The sequence below is a fragment of the Lacibacter sp. H407 genome, assembly GCF_037892605.1.
Lineage (GTDB): Bacteria > Bacteroidota > Bacteroidia > Chitinophagales > Chitinophagaceae > Lacibacter.
On sequence record NZ_JBBKTU010000001.1, the window covers coordinates 2,021,404 to 2,042,887 of the forward strand.

Here is a 21,484-nt window from a genome sequence, read left to right on the forward strand (position 1 = left end):
ACGTCTCAATACAAATCAGCCCCACAAAAACTGCGGGGCTGATTTGTAAAATATACTTGTTGTAAGAATCGATTAATGATTGATCCCTTCTTTATTTGCTAGTTGTCCGCAAGCGGCATCAATATCTTTCCCACGGCTTCTTCTTAAACGGGCATTTACTTTGTGTTTTTCTAAATAAGCCATGAATTTATTCGTCACTTCTTCCTCTGGCTTTTGAAATTTCGCTAAGTCGATTGGATTATATTCAATGATGTTAATGAGGTCGGCCGGCACCTGTCGGTAAATTTTGATCAGATCATCTGCATCCTTCAATGAATCATTAAAATCTTTAAAGAGGATATATTCAAACGTTATCTGATTTCCTGTTTTCTTATAGAAATGATTCAGTGCTTCGATCAATGATTTGATGTTGTTGGTATCATTGATGGGCATGATCTCATGACGCTTCTCATCTGTTGCCGCATGTAAGCTTAACGCCAGTTTAAAACGCACTTCATCATCACCCAATTGTCTGATCTGTTTTGCTACACCGGCAGTTGATACTGTGATACGGCGTGGACTCATGCCCAACCCATCAGGTGAAGTGATTTTTTCAATGGCCTTCAACACATTTTTATAATTGAGCAAAGGCTCGCCCATACCCATAAACACAATATTGGTCAATTTCTTTTCATACACACGCTCACTTTGCTGATTGATGAGTACCACTTCATCATAGATCTCATCATAATTCAAATTACGTTTCCGATCGATATAGCCGGTAGCACAAAATTTACAACTGAGTGAACAACCTATCTGTGAAGAAACGCATGCTGTTTTGCGTTCGTCGGTTGGAATCAATACACCTTCCACCAAATGACCTTCATGTGTGCGGAATCTTGACTTTACCGTTCCATCGGCAGAATACTGTGTGGCATCAACAGCTAATGCCGGAAGTGTAAATGTTTCGCCGAGTTTTTGACGGAGTTCTTTGCTGAGATTGGTCATGTCGGCAAAGCTGTGGGCATGCTTCTGCCAAAGCCATTCATACACCTGTTTTGCCCTGAATTTCTTTTCCCCCATGCTTTCGAAGAAATCCGTGATTTCTTCAAGACTTAAGTGGCGGATATTTCGCTCGTTCGCTACTTGCATAGCGGCAAAGGTACAAAGCAAAAATGGATTGAATTGAGTTCTTTACATTTGACTTTTATAATTACATATGAACCCAGTTTACATTATCGATTGCCTCCGCACGCCCATCGGCAGATATGGTGGTGCTTTAGCTACAGTTCGCCCTGATGATCTGCTTGCTCATGTGATTAAGGCATTGGTACATCGCAATGCATCCATTGATGTAAATGCTATTGAAGAAGTGATCGCTGGCGCTGCTAATCAAAGTGGAGAAGATAATCGCAATGTGGCCCGAATGGCGGCGCTCCTTGCCGGCTTACCCGTAACGGTCGCCGGGAACACCGTAAATCGTTTATGTGCAAGTGGTTTGCAGGCGATCATGGATAGTGCAAGGGCTATTTCCAATGGAGATGCCGAATTGATGATTGCAGGTGGCGTTGAAAGTATGAGTCGTGCGCCATTTGTAATGCCGAAACAAAGCGATGCATTTGGCCGCAAAACAGAATTGTACGATACAACATTGGGCTGGCGGTTTTTGAATTCCCGTCTTTCTGAATTATATCATCCTTACAGCATGGGTGAAACGGCAGAAAATGTGGCGAAGCAGTGGAATATTTCACGGCTTGCTCAAGATCAATTTGCATTGGAAAGCCAGGCAAAATATGCAGCAGCGAAAGTGGCAGGCAAATGGGCCGATGAAATTATTCCAGTTGACGCTGTGCAGGGGAAGCAGGTAATCGTTGTAGAAGGTGATGAACATCCACGGGAAACAAGTATTGAACAACTGGCAAAATTAAAACCTGCTTTTGCAAACGAAGGAACGGTTACAGCAGGGAATTCAAGTGGCATCAATGATGGTGCGGCGGCAATGTTATTAGCCAGCGAAGAAGCGGTAAAGAAATATAACTTGAAACCGTTGGCGAAAATAAGATCAATGGCTGTGGCGGGAGTGGATCCATCCGTCATGGGTGTAGGTCCTGTACCGGCAACACAAAAAGCATTACTGCGTGCAGGGCTTGCCGTTAGTGATCTTGATCTGATCGAGCTAAATGAAGCGTTTGCTTCCCAAAGTATTGCTTGTATCCATGATCTTGGTCTTGATATCGAAAAAGTAAATGTAAATGGAGGCGCCATCGCAATTGGTCATCCGCTTGGTTGCAGCGGTGTGCGTATCTCTACCACATTGTTGCACGAAATGAAAAGAAGAAAAAGTAAATATGGATTGGCTACCATGTGTGTGGGAGTGGGGCAAGGTGCAGCAGTGATTTATGAAATGAATCATTAAAAAAAATGCCTCCTGAAAGGGAGGCATTTTTTTTAATTCTATTGATTTACTTGCGGGCTTAACTGTTGCCAGCTTTTTGATCCGAGATAATATAGTTTTCCTGCTTCCTTGTAAGCAATCAGTAACGGGTATTGCCGGTAGCGTGAAGGAATTGTTTTTTCAACGCCAGGTTCAGTTGTAAAAAGTAGCTGCATCACACGATGGTCGGTTGTAGGAACAAGTGTTTCAAACGCTGCTTCGTTACCGAACTTGATCGACTTTTCAATGGTAACCGGCGATTGGACGATGTCGGTTGTTACAGCTGTTTCGCTTCCATTGATCCACACCTTTTCAATTTCGATTGTTCGCTCATTTCGTACCAACAGATAAACATATTGCCTCATTACAGCTCTTCCTTTTGTGTCGGATGAGAAATTCGCACCTCCGCTCACTTTCTGTTCGTATGCATATAATTTTACCACAGGATATTTTCCGGGGTGCAGAAACGAACTGCAAAGCACAAATAGCATTAGTGATGCAAAATATTTTATCATCTGTTCAACTTTAAGAATGGATGCAGCGCATTGTTGGTTTACATAGGCCGTTATTTCGATTTCACAAATTGTTGTACATGTTTATATTTTCTGTCATCACTCCATATCTCCAAAACATAATTACCGCTGGCTAACTGCCGTGTTGAAAGAGATCCGTTCTGGTAGCTTTGCCGTTGTTGGGCTACCACTTGTCCATTGGTGCTCGTAATTCGAATATTGATGGTTTGAATACCTGTTAAATTCCCCTTCCGGAAATAAATATTATTGCTGGCGATGGTTGGAAATACAGATGTGATAAAACGTTTGTCATTTGTGATCACGTCCGGAACAGAAGTTGCCACATTGCCGATAACACTGTAAAACATACCATTACCGTGGGTACCAACCAGCAGCGTATTGTCAGCGGGGCGTAAAGCAAGGTCATTCACAATTGCACCTTGCAGTACTGCGGAACCTTCCAATGCCCAAACTGGAGAGGCAGAACCATTGATCGTGGTTGTGCTGAATAAACCAATTGATGTACCTACGTAATACTCGACGCCGGTTGCAGTTGCAACAATGGCGCAGGATCTGAAAGAAGGCAAACTGATATTTCCTTCTGCTACCTCCCAGGTAGGAGAAGCAGACAAAGCATTTCCGGTCCAAAAGGCACTTACTACACCATAGTTCGATACCACTGCAAGTACTGTATCAGGATTGCGTGGGTTTACTGCAATGTCTCGTACAAGCGACTCATTTGTCATACCCAAAAAAGAAAGAGGAGAAATGTCAACTGGCGTTGTGGAAGCTGCACCATCTTTTGGATTTTGTAAACGATAAATTTTTCCATTATCGGTTCCAATAAAAAGATAGCTACTGTTACTGGCATATGTACCTCGTGAAGTTGCCAAAGCAAATATGCTGTTTCCCACTCCCACAAGATTGCTTACTCCTGTCATCTGGGTCCACCCACCTGCGGCGCTTGCTGTAGTTGCACTGGTGGTGCGCCAAAGCGTATTTAACCCAGCATAATAAATGGTATTTGTGTTGTCAGGATCATGATGAAAATAGGTAATAAACTCACTTCCCGGTGAACCCGACGGAGCAATTGAGCTGGATTGAGTGCTGCCTAAACCATTTGCAAAAAGACGATATAAAGCTCCTTCCTGAACACTTGCATAAAGATATTGTGTAGTTGTACTTGCGGACAGGCCAACTGATCCACCATCTCCCCCAATTACAACATAATGATCGTTTGCTTCAGTTGGTGCAGGTAAAGGAGATCCACTCAATAAACTTTTAGAGTCACGATAGGTCGTTGAATTATCCTGCGCACCACCGGCAAAAGTAAGCGAACCGGGGGTTGGGTCAATCGCAACATGATAATACTGGAGGGTTTGATATTGGCCGTTTAAATTACTCCAACTAATAGTTCCAGCCGTGATATCGTTTGTAACACTCAGTCCTCCATCATGTCCTGTAACAAAACGGTTGGGCGTACCTGGGTGAAATGCAAACGAATGAAAATCCACATGGCTTGTTAGATCGGGATCTGTATAGGTTGTAGAAGTGAGACCACCAATAAAACTACCTTGAGTTGCAAAAGCATCCGTAGACTTATAGAGATTTACGCCGCCCGCCACAACCAAATTCGGATTGGTTGGGTGTACAGCTAAGAGCATATTGTAACCTTCTTGTGTTTCCATATATGTTGTAACCGACCCTCCTCCCACTATTGGCGGACGTATTCTGGTTGCCGTTAAATTGGGCCCTCTGTTGGCTGTCCAATTAACTGTCGGGAACGAAGTTAAATCCGCCCGGAACAGATCTGCTTCAGATTGAGCCGAACCGGCACTTAACGAATTTTGATACATTACATATAAAATATTGGGATTGCTTGGAGCAACAGTTAAAATTGTTCTTCCCCAACCTGTTCCATTATTTAGATTACTGTTATAAGCCTTCCAACCAGCAACTGAATCCGGCTGTCCATTAACACCACCTGCAATTCTTGACCAACCACTTGTTCCTGTGGTTGAGGTCCAAACACCAACGGTATCACGTCTGGAATTAATACCTGAAAAACTTGCATAGTAGCGGCTTCCGTCATTCGAAATTGCGATGTCGGTGATCATTCCTTCTGTATTCTGATTGGATACAGTGCGAAGGGCATAGAACCAAGTTGTTCCACCATCGTTGGTGAGTAAAATATAATTGAGTGCAGCTACGTACAGGAATCCATTAGGGGCAACTTTCATGTTGAAAATGAAATTGAAAGGGTATCCTCCCGATGTTACAGGCAGCTTACTCCACGATAGACCATTGTTGGTTGATTTATAAATGCCATCACCAAATACAAACGAATTTGGATATGATGGGGACGAGCCGAGAAGTTCACCTGTTCCCGCATACCATGTATCCTGAAAACCCGGTCGTGGATCTTGCGCAAGACAACTGACATTTCTTACATTATTGATATTAGCGAGGCTAACTGCCGGGTGTACATAATTCCATGTTGCTCCTCCATCTGTTGAACGAAAAATTCCACCTGAAACTCCGGCGGCGAGTACCACGTTGTTATTACGTATATCATAGGCGATCGCTCTTGTGCGCCCTCCGTTTTGTGAAGGGCCGGCAGCGGTATAACTATTGTTAATTGTTTGCCGGAAACCGATGCCGCTTTGTTGGCTTTTGATAGCAGCTAAGAATTCCGCTTCCTTGATACGGATATCTTTTGGTATTTCACCGGTAGCAGGGTCATGTAGCATTTTCCATTCATACAATCGTTTTTTATAGCCCCCCTCTTCTTTTTCTTCTTCACGATCAACAATAAGACTTATTGACTGCTTATCGTTATGAACCTCAGTTTTTGTAAAATGATAAATCAACAGGCTCGAAACAAGAACCAAAATTGCTGCAAAAGTCAGGTAGGCTGTTTTACGCATACGTAATGTATTGAAATTAGAGTAGTAAGTTATGAATTTTCGGCTGAAATAGCTGTATTGTGTATTGATGCCGACAGAAAGAAGTGGAATCAGGTAAAACAAAAAACCATCGCCAGAGCGATGGTTTTTGCGGTGAGGGCGGGATTCGAACCCGCGGTACAGAGTTACCCGTACGGCAGTTTAGCAAACTACTGATTTCAGCCACTCATCCACCTCACCGACTGAAATTTTAAGGGTGGCAAAAATAAAGATTCGCACCCATACAACCCAAAAAAAGAAAAATGATTTGTTTTAATGATTTGTAAAACAACTTTTAAGAAAACTTCGTCAGCAATTCTTCGAAGCGTAAGGTTTCCTGTAAACCTGATGAAAGGTCCTTTACATTGCAGGTGCCGCTCTCCAGTTCTTTGGTGCCAATGATCACAATAAACGGAATTTGTTTTTTCTCGGCATACTTGAATTGCTTATCGAATTTGCTGTTCTCGTGAAACAGTTCGCAGGCAATGCCTTTGCTGCGGAGTTGCTGCATCAGCTCAAATGCTTTTTTGCTTTCCGCATCTCCCAGATTGAAAAACAAAATTTTTGTACCAGTATGTACGCCTGCCGGGAAGAGTTTTAATTCTTCCATTACATCGTAAATGCGATCAACGCCAAACGAAATACCAACACCAGGAATATTGGGTACACCAAATAATCCCGTAAGATCGTCGTAACGGCCGCCGCCGCCAATACTTCCCATCTGTACATTCGTTGCTTTTACTTCGAAGATGATACCGGTATAATAATTTAATCCACGAGCAAGGGTAAAGTCGAATTGCAGATTGCCAATTGCTGATTGCAGACTAACAGTTTCCAATTCTTCAATGCCCTGCTTACCTAGTTCCGTTTCACCCAGCAATGATTTGATCTGTTGCAGTTTTTCTTCATTACTACCTGTGATGAGTAAATATTTTTCAATGATGGTAATCTGCTCAACAGTTAATCCACGGTGTGCCAATTCTTCTTTTACTTTTTCTAAACCGATCTTATCCAACTTGTCAATGGCGATTGTAATATCTACCATCTTTTCGCTGCCACCACATACTTCAGCTAATGCAGCTAAAATTTTCCGGCTGTTGATCTTTATTTCTACATCAACCCCGAGCTTTTGAAAAACAGTAGCGTATATATTGGTCAGCTCCACTTCATTTAACAATGATTTACTGCCCACCACATCCGCATCACATTGATAAAACTCACGGTAACGTCCTTTCTGCGGACGATCAGCCCTCCAAACCGGCTGCACCTGATAGCGTTTGAACGGCATCGTGAGTTGATTGTGATTCATGGCTACATAACGTGCAAACGGAATTGTAAGATCATATTTCAAAGCACGTTCAGTAATTGCACTTGAATTTTTGCCGGCAAGTATTTTTTCAAATTCATCTTTCGTTTGTTGTTGTTTGGCAGGATTATCTAAACCATTGTTCAAAATTTTGAAGATCAGTTTATCTCCTTCCTCACCATACTTGCCCATCAACGTATCAAGATTTTCCATGGCAGGGGTTTCCAATGGTTCAAAACCATATAATTCAAAAACAGATTTGATGGTATTAAAAATGTAATTGCGTTTGCGAACAACATCTGCTCCAAAATCTCTTGTACCTTGCGGTAGTGATACATTCACCTTTGCCATTCTTCAATTATTGTTTATAGTTTATTGTTGTTGCATTCAATCATAAATCAGCAATCATACATCCGACATCTTCTTACTTCGTACTTCTTACCTCATACTTCGTATTTCCTATAAGGTGCTTCTGTATTATTTTCTCACATGCCTTATCAATCATTTCATACACTTTGTGATAGCCATCCTCTTTACCGTACCACGGATCAGGAACTGCTCTGTTTTCACCGGGATATAATTCATTCAACAGCAGATCTACTTTTTCTTCTTGCCACAACTTGCCGCTCATTTGTTTTACATCGATGTAATTGCTGCTGTCCATTACATAAATAAAATCGTAGTTCAGAAAATCATCTTTCACAAATTGCCGTGCACGTTGGTTACCGATATCAACACCATTCAGCTTTGCCACTTTTATGCTTAAATGATGCGGTGGCTCACCTGCATGCCATGCTCCTGTACCCGCACTTTCCACACTCCACTGTAACCCTGCTTTCCATGCTTTGTGTTGCAGCACACCTTCTGCCAACGGACTTCTGCAAATATTTCCCAAACAAACCATTAAAATACGCATGGGCGCAAAGATAATTGAGAGTTACAAGTTACAGGATACAAGTTTCAGGTTTGTACTTCGAGCTTCTGACATCGTACTTGTTTTGTGGATTTATTTCAGCAACGCATCTCACTACAGAACAGAAAAAATCAAGTACTGTTCTCTAAACAATCGTTTCAACATCAGTCGGCCGACGTACATGCAATGAACTTTTGTTTTTCATGAAGTAGTAAAACACGAACAGAGCATTTGATGAGGCGTGTGCACTCATAGCCTGTTCATTTTTCACAACCAAACTGTAAAAACATGAAAAGCGAACAAATTCTTACCGCCGATCTGTTGGATATTTTATTTGAAAACAGAAACAAAGCATATGGTGCTTATTCCATCCGAAAGGCTTATCCGTCACATTTGAAAAAGGCGATGGCAACTATGTTGCTGTTGGTAGGTGTTGCCTCCGTGATTGTAATGAGTCAGCCAAAAAAACCGGTTGACAGAGCTGTTACAATTCATCTGAAGCCCGATCACGAATTTGATAAAGTAAAAGAAATTGAAAAGCCAAAGGAGAAAAAAACAGAGGAACGAACTGTGGCCGAACAGCCTCCTACAAAGCCCGACTTTGTGCCGAAAATTGTGGATGATGATAAGGTTGTAAATGAAGTGCCGGATAGAACCGATACAGCCAAATATAATCCCGGACCAATTGAAGACCCTGGTACACCTGGTGGAGAAGAGTTGATTCAGGCCAATAAGGGAGCTGAAATAAATATCACTCCCACACCACCCCAAACACCCGCCCCTGAAGAACCAGCTATCGTCGAGCATCCCGATGAAAACCCTGAGTTCCCCGGTGGCATGGCTGCCTGGACAAAATACCTGCAGCGGATGCTTCGTGTACCCGACGAACTGGAATCGGGCGACCGCAAAACCGTTCGGGTGAAATTTGTTGTGAATTTAAACGGTGAAGTAACAGACGTTGTGATTAGCCAAAGTGCAGGCAAAGAGTTCGACAAAGAAGTGCTGCGGGTAATTGGCCATATGCCCAAATGGAAACCTGGAAAACAACGTGGTAAACCAGTAGCCTCGTATTTTACACAACCGGTAACCTTTACAGCACCTGAAGAATAAAAATTAATTAACTTGCCCGCTCCCTAAAACATGTACATGTCCATACAGGAAGATTTCAGGAAAAAAAATAAGCCCATCAATGTAAAAGCAGTATTTGATATTGTAATGGGTATTGTGTATGTACTTGTTGGGGGAGCGTTGGCATTGTCGAAGTACATCGGGTTGGAAATAACATTTCCGCCGCCTCAATCGGTAATGATATTTGGTATTGCAGCTTTTCTTTACGGTGCTTTCCGGATTTTCCGGGGCGTCAAAACCTACAATAATCCTTCGTAACGCATGATAAAGTGGAGTTTGATCTTGTGTGTAACAGCGGCTGTTTTCCTTTTTTCCTGTAAAGAAAAAAAGCCTCAGCCAACAGATACTTCTACAAAAGGCACCATTCATATTAGTGTTGATGAATCGTTCAAGCCTATTATTGAAGAACAGATACTGGTATTCCAGTCATCTTACCCCAAAGCAAAAATTATTGCCCATTACAAGCCTGAAGCAGAATGCTGGAAGGATCTTTTGAACGACAGTATCCGCATGGTGGTTGTTACAAAAAAGATAACACAGGACGAAGCCCGTTATTATTTCGATTCCTTAGGTTTATATCCAAAAAGTGAATTGCTTGCCAGCGATGCAGTTACATTGGTAGTGAACAGAAATGCTCCTGATTCTGTTTTTACAAAAGAAGAAGTGGCAGGAATGTTGCTTGGCACAGGTAAACTACCTTATAAACCGGTTTTTGATGGGGTGAATGCAACCAGTACGGTACGTTTTGCCATCGATAGTATTTTAAAAGGTAAAATGCTGAATACGTCGGTGATAACAGCAGCCCGGAGCAGTAAAGAAGTAGTGGAGTATATTGCTGAAAACCCCGGTTATGTTGGATTTGTAGGTGTAAGTTGGATCGGGAACCCTGAGGATGTGCAGCAATTGGAACAGTTGAAAAAAGTGCGGATCGCCTGGTTGCCATGTGATAGTTGCGACGAAGCGGGAACATATACCAAACCCTGGCAAGAAGATATTTTAACAAAGCGTTATCCCTACACGAGGGAGATCTATTACGTCTTAAAAGAAAATCACGCAGGTATGGGAAAAGCATTTGTGAATTTTATGAACAGCGACAGGGGGCAACTGATCTTTCGAAGAGGGTATCTTGTTCCGGCAAGAAGGATTTTTATGCTGCGGGAAACCCAGTTGAAATTAGTACCACCTGTAAAGCAATAATTTTAATATTTTTACCAGCCCTGAGCAACCGATTACTTAAACCAAAGAAAGAAAAAATGAAACGATCACTAAGTTTAGCATTTGTGGGAATGTTTTTTATGCAGCAGTTGTTTGCGCAATCGCTGGATGAGGGAAAACAATTCATCTACTACGAACGGTTTAACAGCGCAAAAGATGTGTTTGAAAAACTGGTTACTGCCAATCCTAAAAATGAAGAAGCAGCCTATTGGTTGGGTCAGGCTTATTTGGGGCTGGAAGATGTAGCAAAGGCAAAGCAAACCTATCAAACAGGTTTGCAAACAAACACTACATCACCCATTTTATTGGCGGGTATGGGTCATGTTGAATTATTGGAAAATAAAACAACGGATGCCCGTAACCATTTTGACATGGCAGTAAATGGCAGTAAGTCAAAAGATATTGAAGTGTTATTGGCTGTAGGTCGTGCAAACGCTTACGCAAAAGCAGGTGATGCCAATTATGGAATTACCCAACTGCAAAAAGCAACCACCATTAAGAAATTCAACGAACCGGCAATTTTTGTTGTAATTGGTGATTCGTACAGGAAACTGGTTGACGGTGGTAATGCTGTGTTAGCGTTTAAAAATGCATTGAATTTGAATCCAAAATATGCAGCAGCGAAACATAAAGAAGGCTTGATCTACGAAAGTCAGAAAAACCGTGAGTATTTTCTTCCTGCGTTTGAAGAAGCAGTAACAATGGATCCTAATTATGGACCTGCACACTATTCTTTGTATGCCTACTGGTATTTCAGAGATGTAACAAAAGCAGAGCAATATCTCAATAAATACATTGCAGTGATCGACAGCGATCCGCAGAACGATTACTACCGTATAGATCTGAAATATGCATCTGGCCAGTTTGCTGAAGCGATTTCACAAAGTGATGACTTGATCAAGCGTGTTGGTGCCAATGTGATCAGACCACGTATCCATCGTTTAAAAGCATATAGCTACAAATCACTGGCTGAAAAAGCTGCAAAAGAGAAAGATTCTATCACTGCAGTAACTCAGTTTGCAAACGCAAAAAGAAGTATTGATGAGTTTTTTGCAAAGGCAAAGCCCGAGGAAATTGTTCCGAAAGATTATGAGTTAGTGGGTGATGTGCTGGCTGGCACACCCGGGAGTGAAGCACAGGCTTATTCATTTTATGAAAAAGCAATGAACGCCGATACTGCTCAGGAAAACAAAGCTTCGTATTTGCAAAAAGCAGTTGACTTTGCAAAACGTAAAGGTGATAAAAGAGCAACAGCTTATTGGCTTGAAAAACAATATCATGCTAAAAAAACTCCAAGCAATGTGGATCTGTATAATTTAGGTCGTGCCTTTTTTGATGCAGGGGGCGAAGGTGATTTCAACTATTATGCAAAATCCGACAGTGTGTTTGCAGTATATACACAACAATATCCTGAGCAGGCATATGGTTACTACTGGCGTGCTCGTGCCAACTGGAGCATTGATACCAGCATGGTGAATGGAATGGCAAACCCTCATTTTGAAAAATTTGTTCAGGTAGCATCGGCCAGCAAAGATTCTGTTTCCTTCCGTCCGCAGGTGAAACTTGCTTACAAATACTTCATCGGCTATAATATCTTCGTAAAAAAAGATTACAAGGTAGCAATTGAGTTTTGTGATAAGATACTGGCAATCGATCCAACTGATGCCGAAGCAACTGAATACAAACGCCAGTTGACTGGTAATAAGTCGCAGGCCACAGGCAATGGTAACAATAAGGCAACCGGCCGAGTAAACAGCAATTCGGTAACAACAAATTCCGAACGGATTAAGGTATTATACAGTTAACTGAATCAGAAATCAGCATATTCTTATATCCCTCCGCATCAGCGGGGGGATTTTTATTTTATATCAGGGAATTTCGGTTACCCTGCCTTATTTTTGCGGCATTCAAAACCGTCTTTACATGCAATGGTTTTTCTTTTTACAGTCCAATCCTGCTGCCCCCGTTACCCAGGCGGTAAATGATTCGGGCAATTACTTCCCGATAGGTATTCAGATCTTGTTTGCAGTTGGTTTTGTAGCCGTAATGATGGTGCTTACCCATTTACTCGGCCCCAAACGTCCCACAGCACAAAAATTAGAGAACTTTGAAAGTGGTATTGAAATTCATGGTAATGCCCGTCAGCCAATGGCGGTGAAATACTTCCTCGTGGCTATTTTGTTTGTGTTGTTTGATGTGGAGGTGATCTTTTTCTATCCTTATGCGGTGAATTTTCGTGAGCTGGGATGGAGCGGATTCATGGCTGTATTGATGTTTGTAGGATTTTTCCTGTGTGGGTTCTATTATATTATCAAGAAAGGTGCGTTGAACTGGGAAGATTAAGCTGAACAATCACGATTTGAAAAGTGAAACTTGCTGCTGAGCAAACTTTGTGGTGCAGTAGTTGTTGTTAGACGGGTAGAGAGCATTTCATTTCAAATCTTCAACTAAAAATATTATGTCACGTCCGGTACAATTTAATATCAATCCTATACCAACCGACTACAAAGGTCACATCAGCATGGTTGGTATGCCCGATGGTCACATGGGTGAAGGATTTTTTGCTACCAAGCTCAGCGAAGTAGTGGGGCTGGCCCGCAAGAATTCAATCTGGCCTTTGCCATTTGCAACATCCTGCTGCGGTATCGAGTTCATGGCAACTGCGGCTGCCCATTACGATCTTGGTCGTTTTGGTTCTGAGCGTATGGCCTTTACCCCACGCCAGTGCGATCTGATGATGGTGATGGGTACAATTTCTAAAAAAATGGGACCCGTTGTAAAACAGGTGTACCTGCAAATGGCTGAACCCCGTTGGGTAATGGCTGTGGGTGCGTGTGCCAGCAGCGGAGGTATTTTCGATACATACAGTGTGTTACAGGGTATTGATCAGGTAGTTCCGGTAGATGTATATGTACCGGGCTGTCCTCCACGTCCGGAAGCAATTCTGGATGGTTTGATGAAAGTGCAGGAGTTAGTGGGGCAGGAAAGTCTCCGCCGTCGTAACAGCGAGCATTATCAAAAATTATTGGATAGTTACGGAATACAATAAGGCTGCCAGCCTCACGCTATTAGCTTCAAGCTTTGGCGTGCAGCAAGCAGCGAAAAGCGTGAAGCGTTTATGAGTTTAACCAACGAACAGATTCAAAACAAACTGATAGAGAGATTTGGAGAGCAGGTATCTGCTTTCTCAGAGCCGTATGGCATGCTTACATTTGAAGCGCCAAAAGATTTGAATTTAAAAGTTCTCCAGTTCTTATTTGATGACGAAACGTTGCAGTTTCGTTTCCTTACCGATTTGCAGGCGGTGCATTATCCAACCGATAAAGGGCGTGAATTAGCAGTGGTGTATCACTTACACAACCTGGTTGATAATGTGCGTATCCGTTTCAAAGTATTTACTGATATCAATACTCCTGATGTATTTACAGCAACGCAGTTGTATTCATCAGCCAACTGGATGGAACGTGAAACATATGATTTCTTCGGTGTGAATTTCGTTGGGCATCCGAATCTCAAACGCATTTTGAATGTAGATGAGATGGATTATTTCCCGATGCGAAAAGAATTTCCGTTGGAAGATCAGACACGTATTGATAAAGATGATGAGATGTTTGGACGAGGAGGAAGTATTAATTAATGAATAATGCGTAATGAATAATGAGTGACGTTCAAAATATATTATTACCGGAAGGTTCCATTGAGAAGCAAACGATCACGCTCAATGTAGGGCCAACGCATCCTGCCACACATGGTGTGTTTCAAAACATCATGGAGATGGATGGTGAGCGGGTGATGTCTTCTGAATCAACAGTAGGCTATATTCACCGTGCATTTGAAAAGCTGGCCGAACGTCGTCCGCTTTACCAGATCACACCCATTACTGATCGTCTGAATTATTGCAGCAGCCCTATTAATAATATTGGCTGGCATCTTACCTGCGAAAAATTATTAGGTATTCAAACGCCCAAGCGTGTTGATTACCTGCGTGTCATTCTCATGGAGCTTGCACGCATCAGCGATCACCTGATTTGTAATTCAATTTTAGGTGTTGATACGGGTGCCTTCTCAGGTTTCGTTTATCTAATGGAGTTCCGTGAATTGATCTATGAAATTTATGAAGAGATCTGCGGCAGCCGTTTAACAACAAACATTGGGCGCATTGGTGGTTTCGAACGAAACTTCACACCGGTTGCCTGGGAAAAATTAGAAAAGTTCCTCAAAGAATATCCAAAGGCATTAAAAGAATTTGAAAACCTGTTCACCCGTAACCGGATTTTCATGGATCGTACCATTGGTTGCGGTCCTATTTCTGCAGAACGTGCATTGAACTATGGTTTCACTGGTCCGAACCTGCGTGCTGCCGGTGTAGATTATGATGTGCGTGTTCATACACCTTATTCATCTTACGAAGATTTTAATTTTATTGTTCCTGTTGGAACAACCGGCGATACATACGATCGATATCTCGTTCGCAATGTTGAAATGTGGGAAAGCTTAAGCATTATTGAGCAGGCGTATCAAAAGATACAGGATTTCAAAGGTGCCGATGCAGAAGTATATCATGCGCATGTACCTGAATATTATTTGCCTAAGAAGAAAGAAGTGTACACCAGTATGGAAGCGCTGATCTGGCACTTCAAGATCATCATGGGTGAAATTGAAATGCCGAAAGGTGAAGTGTATAATAGTGTAGAAGGTGCAAATGGTGAGTTAGGTTATTATTTCATCAGTGATGGTGGCAGAACTCCTTATCGTTTACATTTCCGCCGTCCATGTTTTATTTATTACCAGGCATTTGAGGAATTGGTGAAAGGAAGTATGTTGAGTGATGCGATTGTAGTGATGAGTAGTTTGAATTTGATTGCTGGAGAGTTAGACGCATAAACGCAATTTGAAAATTAATTGATTTGAAAATTTGAAAATAGAAGAATGAAGTTTTCAGAAGAACAGTTGAAGAAAGTAGATGAGATGATCTCTCATTACCCCGAAGGCAAACAAAAAAGTGCGTTGCTTCCATTGCTGCATTTTGTGCAGAAGGAAAATGGCGGATGGTTAAGTTCGGAAGCAATGGACTATACAGCAGAGTTGTTGAAGATCGCTCCCATTGAAGTGTATGAAGTAGCTACGTTCTATAGCATGTATAATTTACAGCCCGTTGGTAAAACAATATTTGAAGTTTGTCAAACAGGCCCTTGTATGTTGAGAGGCAGTGATGGAATTGTAGATTATATCTACGAGAAGCTGGGCATCAAACCCGGACAAACAACGGAGGATGGTTTGTTTACGTTGAAAACAGTAGAATGCTTGGGCGCCTGTGGGTATGCTCCGATGATGCAATTGGGCCCCGATTACCGTGAACATCTCACAAAAGAAAAGATCGATGCATTGATTGCAGAAGGAAAAACAAAAGCCAACTAAGATGACAAAGAAAATGGCGATGATCATTGGGTTTTTATTGTCCACATCAGCGATGGTGGTGATCATTGTATTCCTGATGGCTGACGATAAAGAAACCATGCGCCCAATGATGTTTGTGGGAATTGGATTGGCGCTTGGTTCATTAGTTCTCAGAAACCTGATTCGTTTTAAACCCGATTGGTTTAAGGATAATAATGTTGAATAGAATTGAGATCGTACAAGAGTGCGACGCAACAGCAGCTTAACAGGAGTAATATTGCTGATAACAAAAAATTAAAAACATTCTCCTCTAGGAGACAGAGGTATATGGGAAGAAAATTACTTTTAGACAAAGCACATATTGAAGGCATCAGGCATTATGATGTGTATCGCCGTGAAGGTGGTTACCGCAGCGTGGAGAAAGCATTGAAAACAATGGCTCCCGAAGCTGTAACAGAAGAAGTAAAGAAAAGCGGGTTGCGTGGAAGAGGTGGTGCAGGTTTTCCTACGGGCATGAAATGGAGTTTTCTGGCAAAGCCGGAAGGAGTTCCCCGTTACCTTGTAGTGAATGCAGATGAGAGTGAGCCGGGTACGTTTAAAGATCGTTACCTGATGGAATTTATTCCGCATCTGTTAATTGAAGGTATGATCACAGCATCGTATGCATTGGGAAGTAATGTTTCATATATCTACATCCGTGGTGAATACTGGTGGGTGAAAGAAATTTTAGAAGTAGCGGTACAGGAAGCACGCAATGCAGGTTGGTTAGGAAAAAATATTTTAGGCAGCGGATTTGATTGCGACATATTTGTACAACCTGGTGCCGGTGCTTATATCTGCGGTGAAGAAACTGCATTGATCGAAAGCTTGGAAGGCAAGCGTGGTAATCCACGTATTAAACCTCCATTCCCTGCGGTAAAAGGTTTGTGGGGTTGCCCGACTGTGGTGAACAATGTGGAAACCATTGCAGCTGTGGTGCCGATTGTAAATGATGGTGGTGATGAGTATGCGAAGATTGGTATTGGTAAATCAACAGGGACAAAATTGATTTCTGCATGCGGTAACTTAAATAAGCCCGGTGTGTATGAAATTGAAATGAATATTTCGGTTGAAGAATTTATTTACAGTGACGAGTACTGCGGAGGCATTGCTAATAATAAAAGATTGAAAGCATGTATTCCCGGTGGTTCATCGGTTCCGATTCTACCTGCAAATCTTTTGTTGAAAACAGCAAAGGGCGAAACTAGGATGATGACCTATGAAAGTTTGAGTGATGGTGGTTTTGCGACCGGTAGTATGATGGGTAGTGGTGGTTTTATTGCAATGGATGAAGATCAGTGCGTGGTGAAACACACTTATACCTTAGCCCGTTTCTATCGTCATGAAAGTTGCGGACAATGTTCACCTTGCAGAGAGGGAACAGGTTGGATGGAAAAAATTCTGCTCAACATTGAAAACGGAAAAGGCAAGATGAGTGATATTGATCTGTTGTGGGATATTCAACGCAAGATCGAAGGAAATACAATTTGTCCGTTAGGTGATGCAGCAGCATGGCCGGTGGCAGCAGCTATCCGTCATTTCCGTGATGAGTTTGAATGGCATGTAACAAATCCTGCAGATGCATTGAAGAGGAATTATGGTTTAGCGAATTATGCGAAACCATTAGAGATTGCAGCAGTATAACGCAAAAGTTAAAAATGAAAAGCAAAAAGTGGAAAACGATCTGAAATATAGATGTTATCGTTTTTCACTTCAGATGATAAAGTTCTTAAAAAGTAAGAAGTGGGATAGTTTGAGTCTTGTAATCGTTAAGCAACTGATGCGTTCTTCTGTGTCGGTTGGTGCGAATGTTACAGAAGCGAAGAACAGTTCTTCAAGACTTGAATTTAAACGATATTATGAGATTGCATTGAAATCGGCGAATGAATCGAAATATTGGATTTGTTTATTACGAGATGGGTTTGACGAAACATCGGATGAGTTGAAGGCAATTTTGAAAGAAGCAGATGAGCTATCGAAGATTTTGGCTGCTACAATTATTAAACTGAAGAAACCAGATTAGTTTTTGGTTTTGAATTATAACTTTTGACCTTTTATATGGCTGACGAAAAGAAATTATTTACAGTAACCATCGACAACATCACCGTTGAAGTGGAGCCGGGAACAACTATCCTGCAGGCTGCACGTAAAGTAGGTGGTGATGTGGCGCCGCCGGCGATGTGTTATTACACAAAGCTGAAAGATAGTGGTGGTAAGTGCCGTACTTGCTTAGTGGAAGTGGCTGCAGGTTCTGCGGCTGATCCACGACCAATGCCAAAGTTGGTGGCAAGTTGCCGTACCAATGTAATGGACGGAATGGTGGTGAAAAATATTACCAGCGATCGTGTGATTGATGCAAGAAATGGTGTGGTTGAATTTTTATTAATCAATCATCCGTTGGATTGCCCCATCTGCGACCAGGCAGGTGAATGTCATTTGCAGGATCTCAGTTACGAACATGGCAAAGGTGCCAGCCGTTACGAGTTCAAACGCAGAACATTTGATAAGCATGATCTTGGTCCATACATTCAGTTGCACATGACACGTTGCATTCTTTGCTATCGTTGTGTGTACACTGCCGACCAGGTAACGAATGAACGCAAACATGGTATTTTAATGCGTGGCGATCATTCTGAAATTGCAACTTATATCGAGAAGAGTTTAGATAATGATTTCATCGGTAACGTAATTGATGTTTGTCCTGTAGGTGCATTAACCGACAGAACATTCCGTTTCAAAAACCGTGTGTGGTTTACAAAGCCGGTTGATGCACATTGCAACTGTGATAAATGTAGTGGTGAAGTGCAACTGTGGATGCGTGGCGATGAAGTACTTCGTGTAACTGCACGTAAAGATGAATGGGGTGAAGTAAAAGATACAACAAAAGGTGAAACAGGATGGATCTGTAATACTTGTCGCTTTGAACGTAAAAAAGCAAGCGACTGGATCATTGAAGGACCATCACATGTTAACCGTCACTCAGTGATCTCACAAGGGCATTATGAGAATGGAGTGAAACCGAATGAAACAATTAAGAAAGTAATGGGTGGAAGAGATCCGAAGTTGCTCATGAACATTAAAGATGTAACTGAAGTGAACCAGGTGGAGTTGAGTGAAATAAAAGGCCCGGCAACGTCGGAGTCATTTAAACAAATAGAGAAAGGAAATTAAAGGATATGATTTTATTAGCAGTTGATTGGGCATTGGTGCTGGAGAAATTCATCTTCATCGCATTCATCATCACCGTTTCATTGGTGGTTGCGCTGTACATGACGTTCGGCGAACGCAAAGTGGCGGCATGGATACAGGATCGTGTTGGTCCCAACCGTGCAGGCCCGTTTGGTATTTTACAACCGCTTGCCGATGGTTTGAAAATGTTTTTCAAAGAGGAGATCATCCCCACTTCTTCCAATAAAATTTTATTTATTCTCGGTCCATCTTTAGCCATGATAACAGCCATGTTAACCAGCGCTGTTATTCCATGGGGCGACAAAGTAGAATTATTCGGACGTACCATCTCATTGCAAATTGCTGATGTAAATATTGGTATCCTGTATGTGTTTGGTATTTTAAGTTTAGGCGTATATGGTATCATGATCGGTTCATGGGCGAGTAACAACAAATTCTCGTTAATGGGTGGTTTGCGTGCAGCCTCACAGATCATTTCATATGAACTGGCGATGGGTATTGCATTGATCGCTTTGATCATGATCACCGGAACATTGAGCCTTGGTGAAATGGTGAAGCAACAGCAGGAAGGTTGGTGGAACTTTTTTGTTCAACCTCTCGGCTTTTTTATATTCTTAGTATGTGCATTTGCAGAATGTAACCGTACACCATTTGACCTTGCTGAAGCAGAGAATGAATTGATCGGTGGTTACCACTCAGAATATTCAAGTTTGAAATTGGGTTTCTATTTGTTTGCTGAATACATCAATATGTTCATCAGCAGTGCGGTGATGGCTACCTTGTATTTTGGCGGCTATGATATTATTCCTTTCTATGATGAAAGTGCATGGGGTTTCTCTGCTAACATCATGGCCTTGTTAGGTGCCGCTGCATTATTCTTTAAAATTCTTGTGTTCATTTTCATATTCATGTGGGTACGTTGGACGGTTCCAAGGTTCCGTTACGATCAGTTGATGAACCTTGGTTGGAAAGGATTGATTCCTTTAGCCTTGTTTAATATGTTGGTTACAGCGGCAGTGATTTTGTTTTTGAAGAAATGATAAGATGAGTGATGAATGATCAGTGATGAGTGAACGATGCGGAGCGTGCAGGAAATTAGAAAGTGAGAAAGATTGAAGGGGCGGATTGATGAATAAAATTGTTGCAGTACAAGAGTGCGACGCAACAACAGAAGAAGAGAGAGTTGAAGTGGATGACAAAAAATATATTTGCAAACTTTTATAAAAAACGTTGATGCAATTAACAAACAAAGCAAAACTGGTAGACCGTAAACCGATGAGCATTGCAGAAAAGATTTATCTGCCTGCAATTTTCAAAGGAATGGGGATCACGTTTTCGCATATTTTTAAAAAGAAGGTAACGATTCAATACCCTGAACAAACAAGACCATTCAGTCCTGTGTTTCGTGGTTTGCATATCCTGAACCGTGATGAAGAGGGACGTGAAAATTGTACGGCTTGTGGTTTGTGTGCAGTTGCTTGTCCGGCAGAAGCCATTACAATGGATGCAGCAGAACGTTTGCCAGGCGAAGAACATTTATATCGTGAAGAAAAATATGCAGCGAAGTACGAGATCAATATGCTGCGTTGTATTTTCTGTGGTTTGTGTGAAGAGGCTTGTCCGAAAGATGCAATTTATTTAACGGAAACATTTGCGCCTGCGAATTACAGCAGACAAAGTTTTATATATGGTAAAGACAACCTGGTGATTCCTCATCCAAAGGAAAACCCGGAAGCATTTACCAAAGCAAAAGGATTAATTGACGAACGAAAGGCGAAAGCCAATCAACAGATGTAAAAATACAGAAGTACGAACTACGAGGTGCGAATTACGTACTTCCTACTTCCTACTTCGAACTTAAAAGATTATGGAGATTACTCAAATTTTATTCTGGTTTCTCGCAATTCTTGCAGTATTTGGAGCCTTGATGATGGTTACCAGCAAAAACCCGGTGTACAGTGTACTGTGGTTGATTGTTGTATTCTTTGCTATTTCCGGTCATTATATTTTATTGAACGCACAGTTTCTTGCCGTGGTGAACATCATTGTGTATGCAGGCGCTATCATGGTATTGTTCCTTTTCGTGATCATGCTCATGAATATGAACGCAGAGACAGAGCCACAAAAAAATAAATGGCTGAAAATTGCTGGTACCGTCGCAGGGGGCAGTTTGATGCTGGTGTTTATCGCAGCATTACGCCAAACTGAAATCTTGCAGGAACAGCAAGTAAACATGGGAGGTGAAGCAGGGTTAATTAAAACATTAGGTAAAACATTGTTTACTGATTATGTATTACCATTTGAAATAAGCAGTGTGTTGTTTTTGAGTGCAATGGTAGGTGCGGTGGTAATAGGAAAGAAGGGAGATTAAGAAATTAATAATTAGAAAATTTGAGAATTTGAAAATGATGAACTGATTGACAATTT

General features: G+C 41.7%; 22 protein-coding genes and 1 tRNA gene. 17 read left to right on the forward strand and 6 right to left on the reverse strand.

Annotated features, from left to right (window positions below):
• Nucleotides 1–72: 72 nt before the first annotated feature.
• A complete protein-coding gene (rlmN, locus tag WG989_RS08785; protein WP_340428750.1) occupies nt 73–1,131 on the reverse strand; it encodes a dual-specificity RNA methyltransferase RlmN in 1,059 nt (352 codons plus the stop codon).
• A gap of 67 nt (nt 1,132–1,198) precedes the next feature.
• On the opposite strand from rlmN, the gene WG989_RS08790 reads away from it, so the two are divergent.
• A complete protein-coding gene (locus WG989_RS08790; RefSeq protein WP_340428752.1) occupies nt 1,199–2,395 on the forward strand; it encodes an acetyl-CoA C-acyltransferase in 1,197 nt (398 codons plus the stop codon).
• Between the two features lie 38 nt (nt 2,396–2,433).
• On the opposite strand, the gene WG989_RS08795 is transcribed toward WG989_RS08790, so the two are convergent.
• The 5 genes from WG989_RS08795 to WG989_RS08815 form a co-directional block, all read right to left on the reverse strand.
• Nucleotides 2,434–2,928, reverse strand: coding sequence for a hypothetical protein (locus tag WG989_RS08795; protein WP_340428754.1), 495 nt, complete (start codon nt 2,926–2,928; stop codon nt 2,434–2,436).
• 50 nt (nt 2,929–2,978) lie between these two features.
• The gene (locus WG989_RS08800) at nt 2,979–5,852 is read right to left on the reverse strand and encodes a T9SS type A sorting domain-containing protein (RefSeq protein WP_340428756.1); all 2,874 of its coding nucleotides are present in this window, start codon (nt 5,850–5,852) and stop codon (nt 2,979–2,981) included.
• Between the two features lie 130 nt (nt 5,853–5,982).
• Nucleotides 5,983–6,071: transfer RNA gene (locus WG989_RS08805), tRNA-Ser, on the reverse strand.
• Between the two features lie 94 nt (nt 6,072–6,165).
• Complete coding sequence (gene hisS / locus WG989_RS08810; protein WP_340428757.1) at nt 6,166–7,527, reverse strand: histidine--tRNA ligase; 1,362 nt, start codon at nt 7,525–7,527, stop codon at nt 6,166–6,168.
• 73 nt (nt 7,528–7,600) lie between these two features.
• Nucleotides 7,601–8,092 (reverse strand): low molecular weight protein-tyrosine-phosphatase, encoded by a 492-nt coding sequence (locus WG989_RS08815; RefSeq protein WP_340428758.1) that lies wholly within the window; start codon nt 8,090–8,092, stop codon nt 7,601–7,603.
• Between the two features lie 285 nt (nt 8,093–8,377).
• On the opposite strand from WG989_RS08815, the gene WG989_RS08820 reads away from it, so the two are divergent.
• From WG989_RS08820 to WG989_RS08895, 16 genes are all read left to right on the forward strand, one after another.
• Nucleotides 8,378–9,199 carry an energy transducer TonB gene (locus tag WG989_RS08820; protein ID WP_340428760.1) on the forward strand — a complete coding sequence of 274 codons (822 nt, stop codon included), beginning with the start codon at nt 8,378–8,380 and terminating at the stop codon, nt 9,197–9,199.
• A 36-nt stretch (nt 9,200–9,235) separates the two neighbouring features.
• Nucleotides 9,236–9,475, forward strand: coding sequence for a hypothetical protein (locus WG989_RS08825; protein ID WP_340428761.1), 240 nt, complete (start codon nt 9,236–9,238; stop codon nt 9,473–9,475).
• Nucleotides 9,476–9,478: 3 nt separating this feature from the next.
• Nucleotides 9,479–10,414 (forward strand): PstS family phosphate ABC transporter substrate-binding protein, encoded by a 936-nt coding sequence (locus WG989_RS08830; RefSeq protein WP_340428763.1) that lies wholly within the window; start codon nt 9,479–9,481, stop codon nt 10,412–10,414.
• A 56-nt stretch (nt 10,415–10,470) separates the two neighbouring features.
• A complete protein-coding gene (locus WG989_RS08835; protein WP_340428766.1) occupies nt 10,471–12,237 on the forward strand; it encodes a tetratricopeptide repeat protein in 1,767 nt (588 codons plus the stop codon).
• Nucleotides 12,238–12,355: 118 nt separating this feature from the next.
• Nucleotides 12,356–12,775, forward strand: a complete 420-nt coding sequence (locus WG989_RS08840) for an NADH-quinone oxidoreductase subunit A (protein ID WP_340428767.1) — start codon at nt 12,356–12,358, stop codon at nt 12,773–12,775.
• Nucleotides 12,776–12,890: 115 nt separating this feature from the next.
• Entirely contained in the window at nt 12,891–13,481 is a 591-nt protein-coding gene (locus tag WG989_RS08845; protein WP_324229264.1) for an NADH-quinone oxidoreductase subunit B, read from the forward strand.
• A 69-nt stretch (nt 13,482–13,550) separates the two neighbouring features.
• Complete coding sequence (locus WG989_RS08850) at nt 13,551–14,069, forward strand: NADH-quinone oxidoreductase subunit C (protein ID WP_340428769.1); 519 nt, start codon at nt 13,551–13,553, stop codon at nt 14,067–14,069.
• Between the two features lie 20 nt (nt 14,070–14,089).
• Complete coding sequence (locus WG989_RS08855) at nt 14,090–15,316, forward strand: NADH-quinone oxidoreductase subunit D (RefSeq protein WP_340428770.1); 1,227 nt, start codon at nt 14,090–14,092, stop codon at nt 15,314–15,316.
• Between the two features lie 45 nt (nt 15,317–15,361).
• Nucleotides 15,362–15,850 (forward strand): NADH-quinone oxidoreductase subunit NuoE, encoded by a 489-nt coding sequence (gene nuoE, locus WG989_RS08860; RefSeq protein WP_340428772.1) that lies wholly within the window; start codon nt 15,362–15,364, stop codon nt 15,848–15,850.
• A gap of 1 nt (nt 15,851) precedes the next feature.
• Nucleotides 15,852–16,055: a hypothetical protein gene (locus tag WG989_RS08865; protein WP_340428773.1), complete on the forward strand. Its 204-nt coding sequence runs from the start codon at nt 15,852–15,854 to the stop codon at nt 16,053–16,055.
• Between the two features lie 101 nt (nt 16,056–16,156).
• Entirely contained in the window at nt 16,157–17,512 is a 1,356-nt protein-coding gene (gene nuoF / locus WG989_RS08870) for an NADH-quinone oxidoreductase subunit NuoF (protein ID WP_340428775.1), read from the forward strand.
• Between the two features lie 28 nt (nt 17,513–17,540).
• A complete protein-coding gene (locus WG989_RS08875) occupies nt 17,541–17,891 on the forward strand; it encodes a four helix bundle protein (RefSeq protein WP_340431697.1) in 351 nt (116 codons plus the stop codon).
• Nucleotides 17,892–17,926: 35 nt separating this feature from the next.
• Nucleotides 17,927–19,039, forward strand: coding sequence for an NADH-quinone oxidoreductase subunit G (locus tag WG989_RS08880; protein WP_340428776.1), 1,113 nt, complete (start codon nt 17,927–17,929; stop codon nt 19,037–19,039).
• 5 nt (nt 19,040–19,044) lie between these two features.
• Nucleotides 19,045–20,097 carry an NADH-quinone oxidoreductase subunit NuoH gene (gene nuoH, locus WG989_RS08885; protein ID WP_340428778.1) on the forward strand — a complete coding sequence of 351 codons (1,053 nt, stop codon included), beginning with the start codon at nt 19,045–19,047 and terminating at the stop codon, nt 20,095–20,097.
• Nucleotides 20,098–20,290: 193 nt separating this feature from the next.
• Nucleotides 20,291–20,854, forward strand: a complete 564-nt coding sequence (gene nuoI / locus WG989_RS08890; protein ID WP_340428780.1) for an NADH-quinone oxidoreductase subunit NuoI — start codon at nt 20,291–20,293, stop codon at nt 20,852–20,854.
• 70 nt (nt 20,855–20,924) lie between these two features.
• On the forward strand, nt 20,925–21,428 hold the full coding sequence (locus tag WG989_RS08895; RefSeq protein WP_340428781.1) for an NADH-quinone oxidoreductase subunit J family protein: 504 nt from the start codon (nt 20,925–20,927) through the stop codon (nt 21,426–21,428).
• Nucleotides 21,429–21,484: the final 56 nt, after the last annotated feature.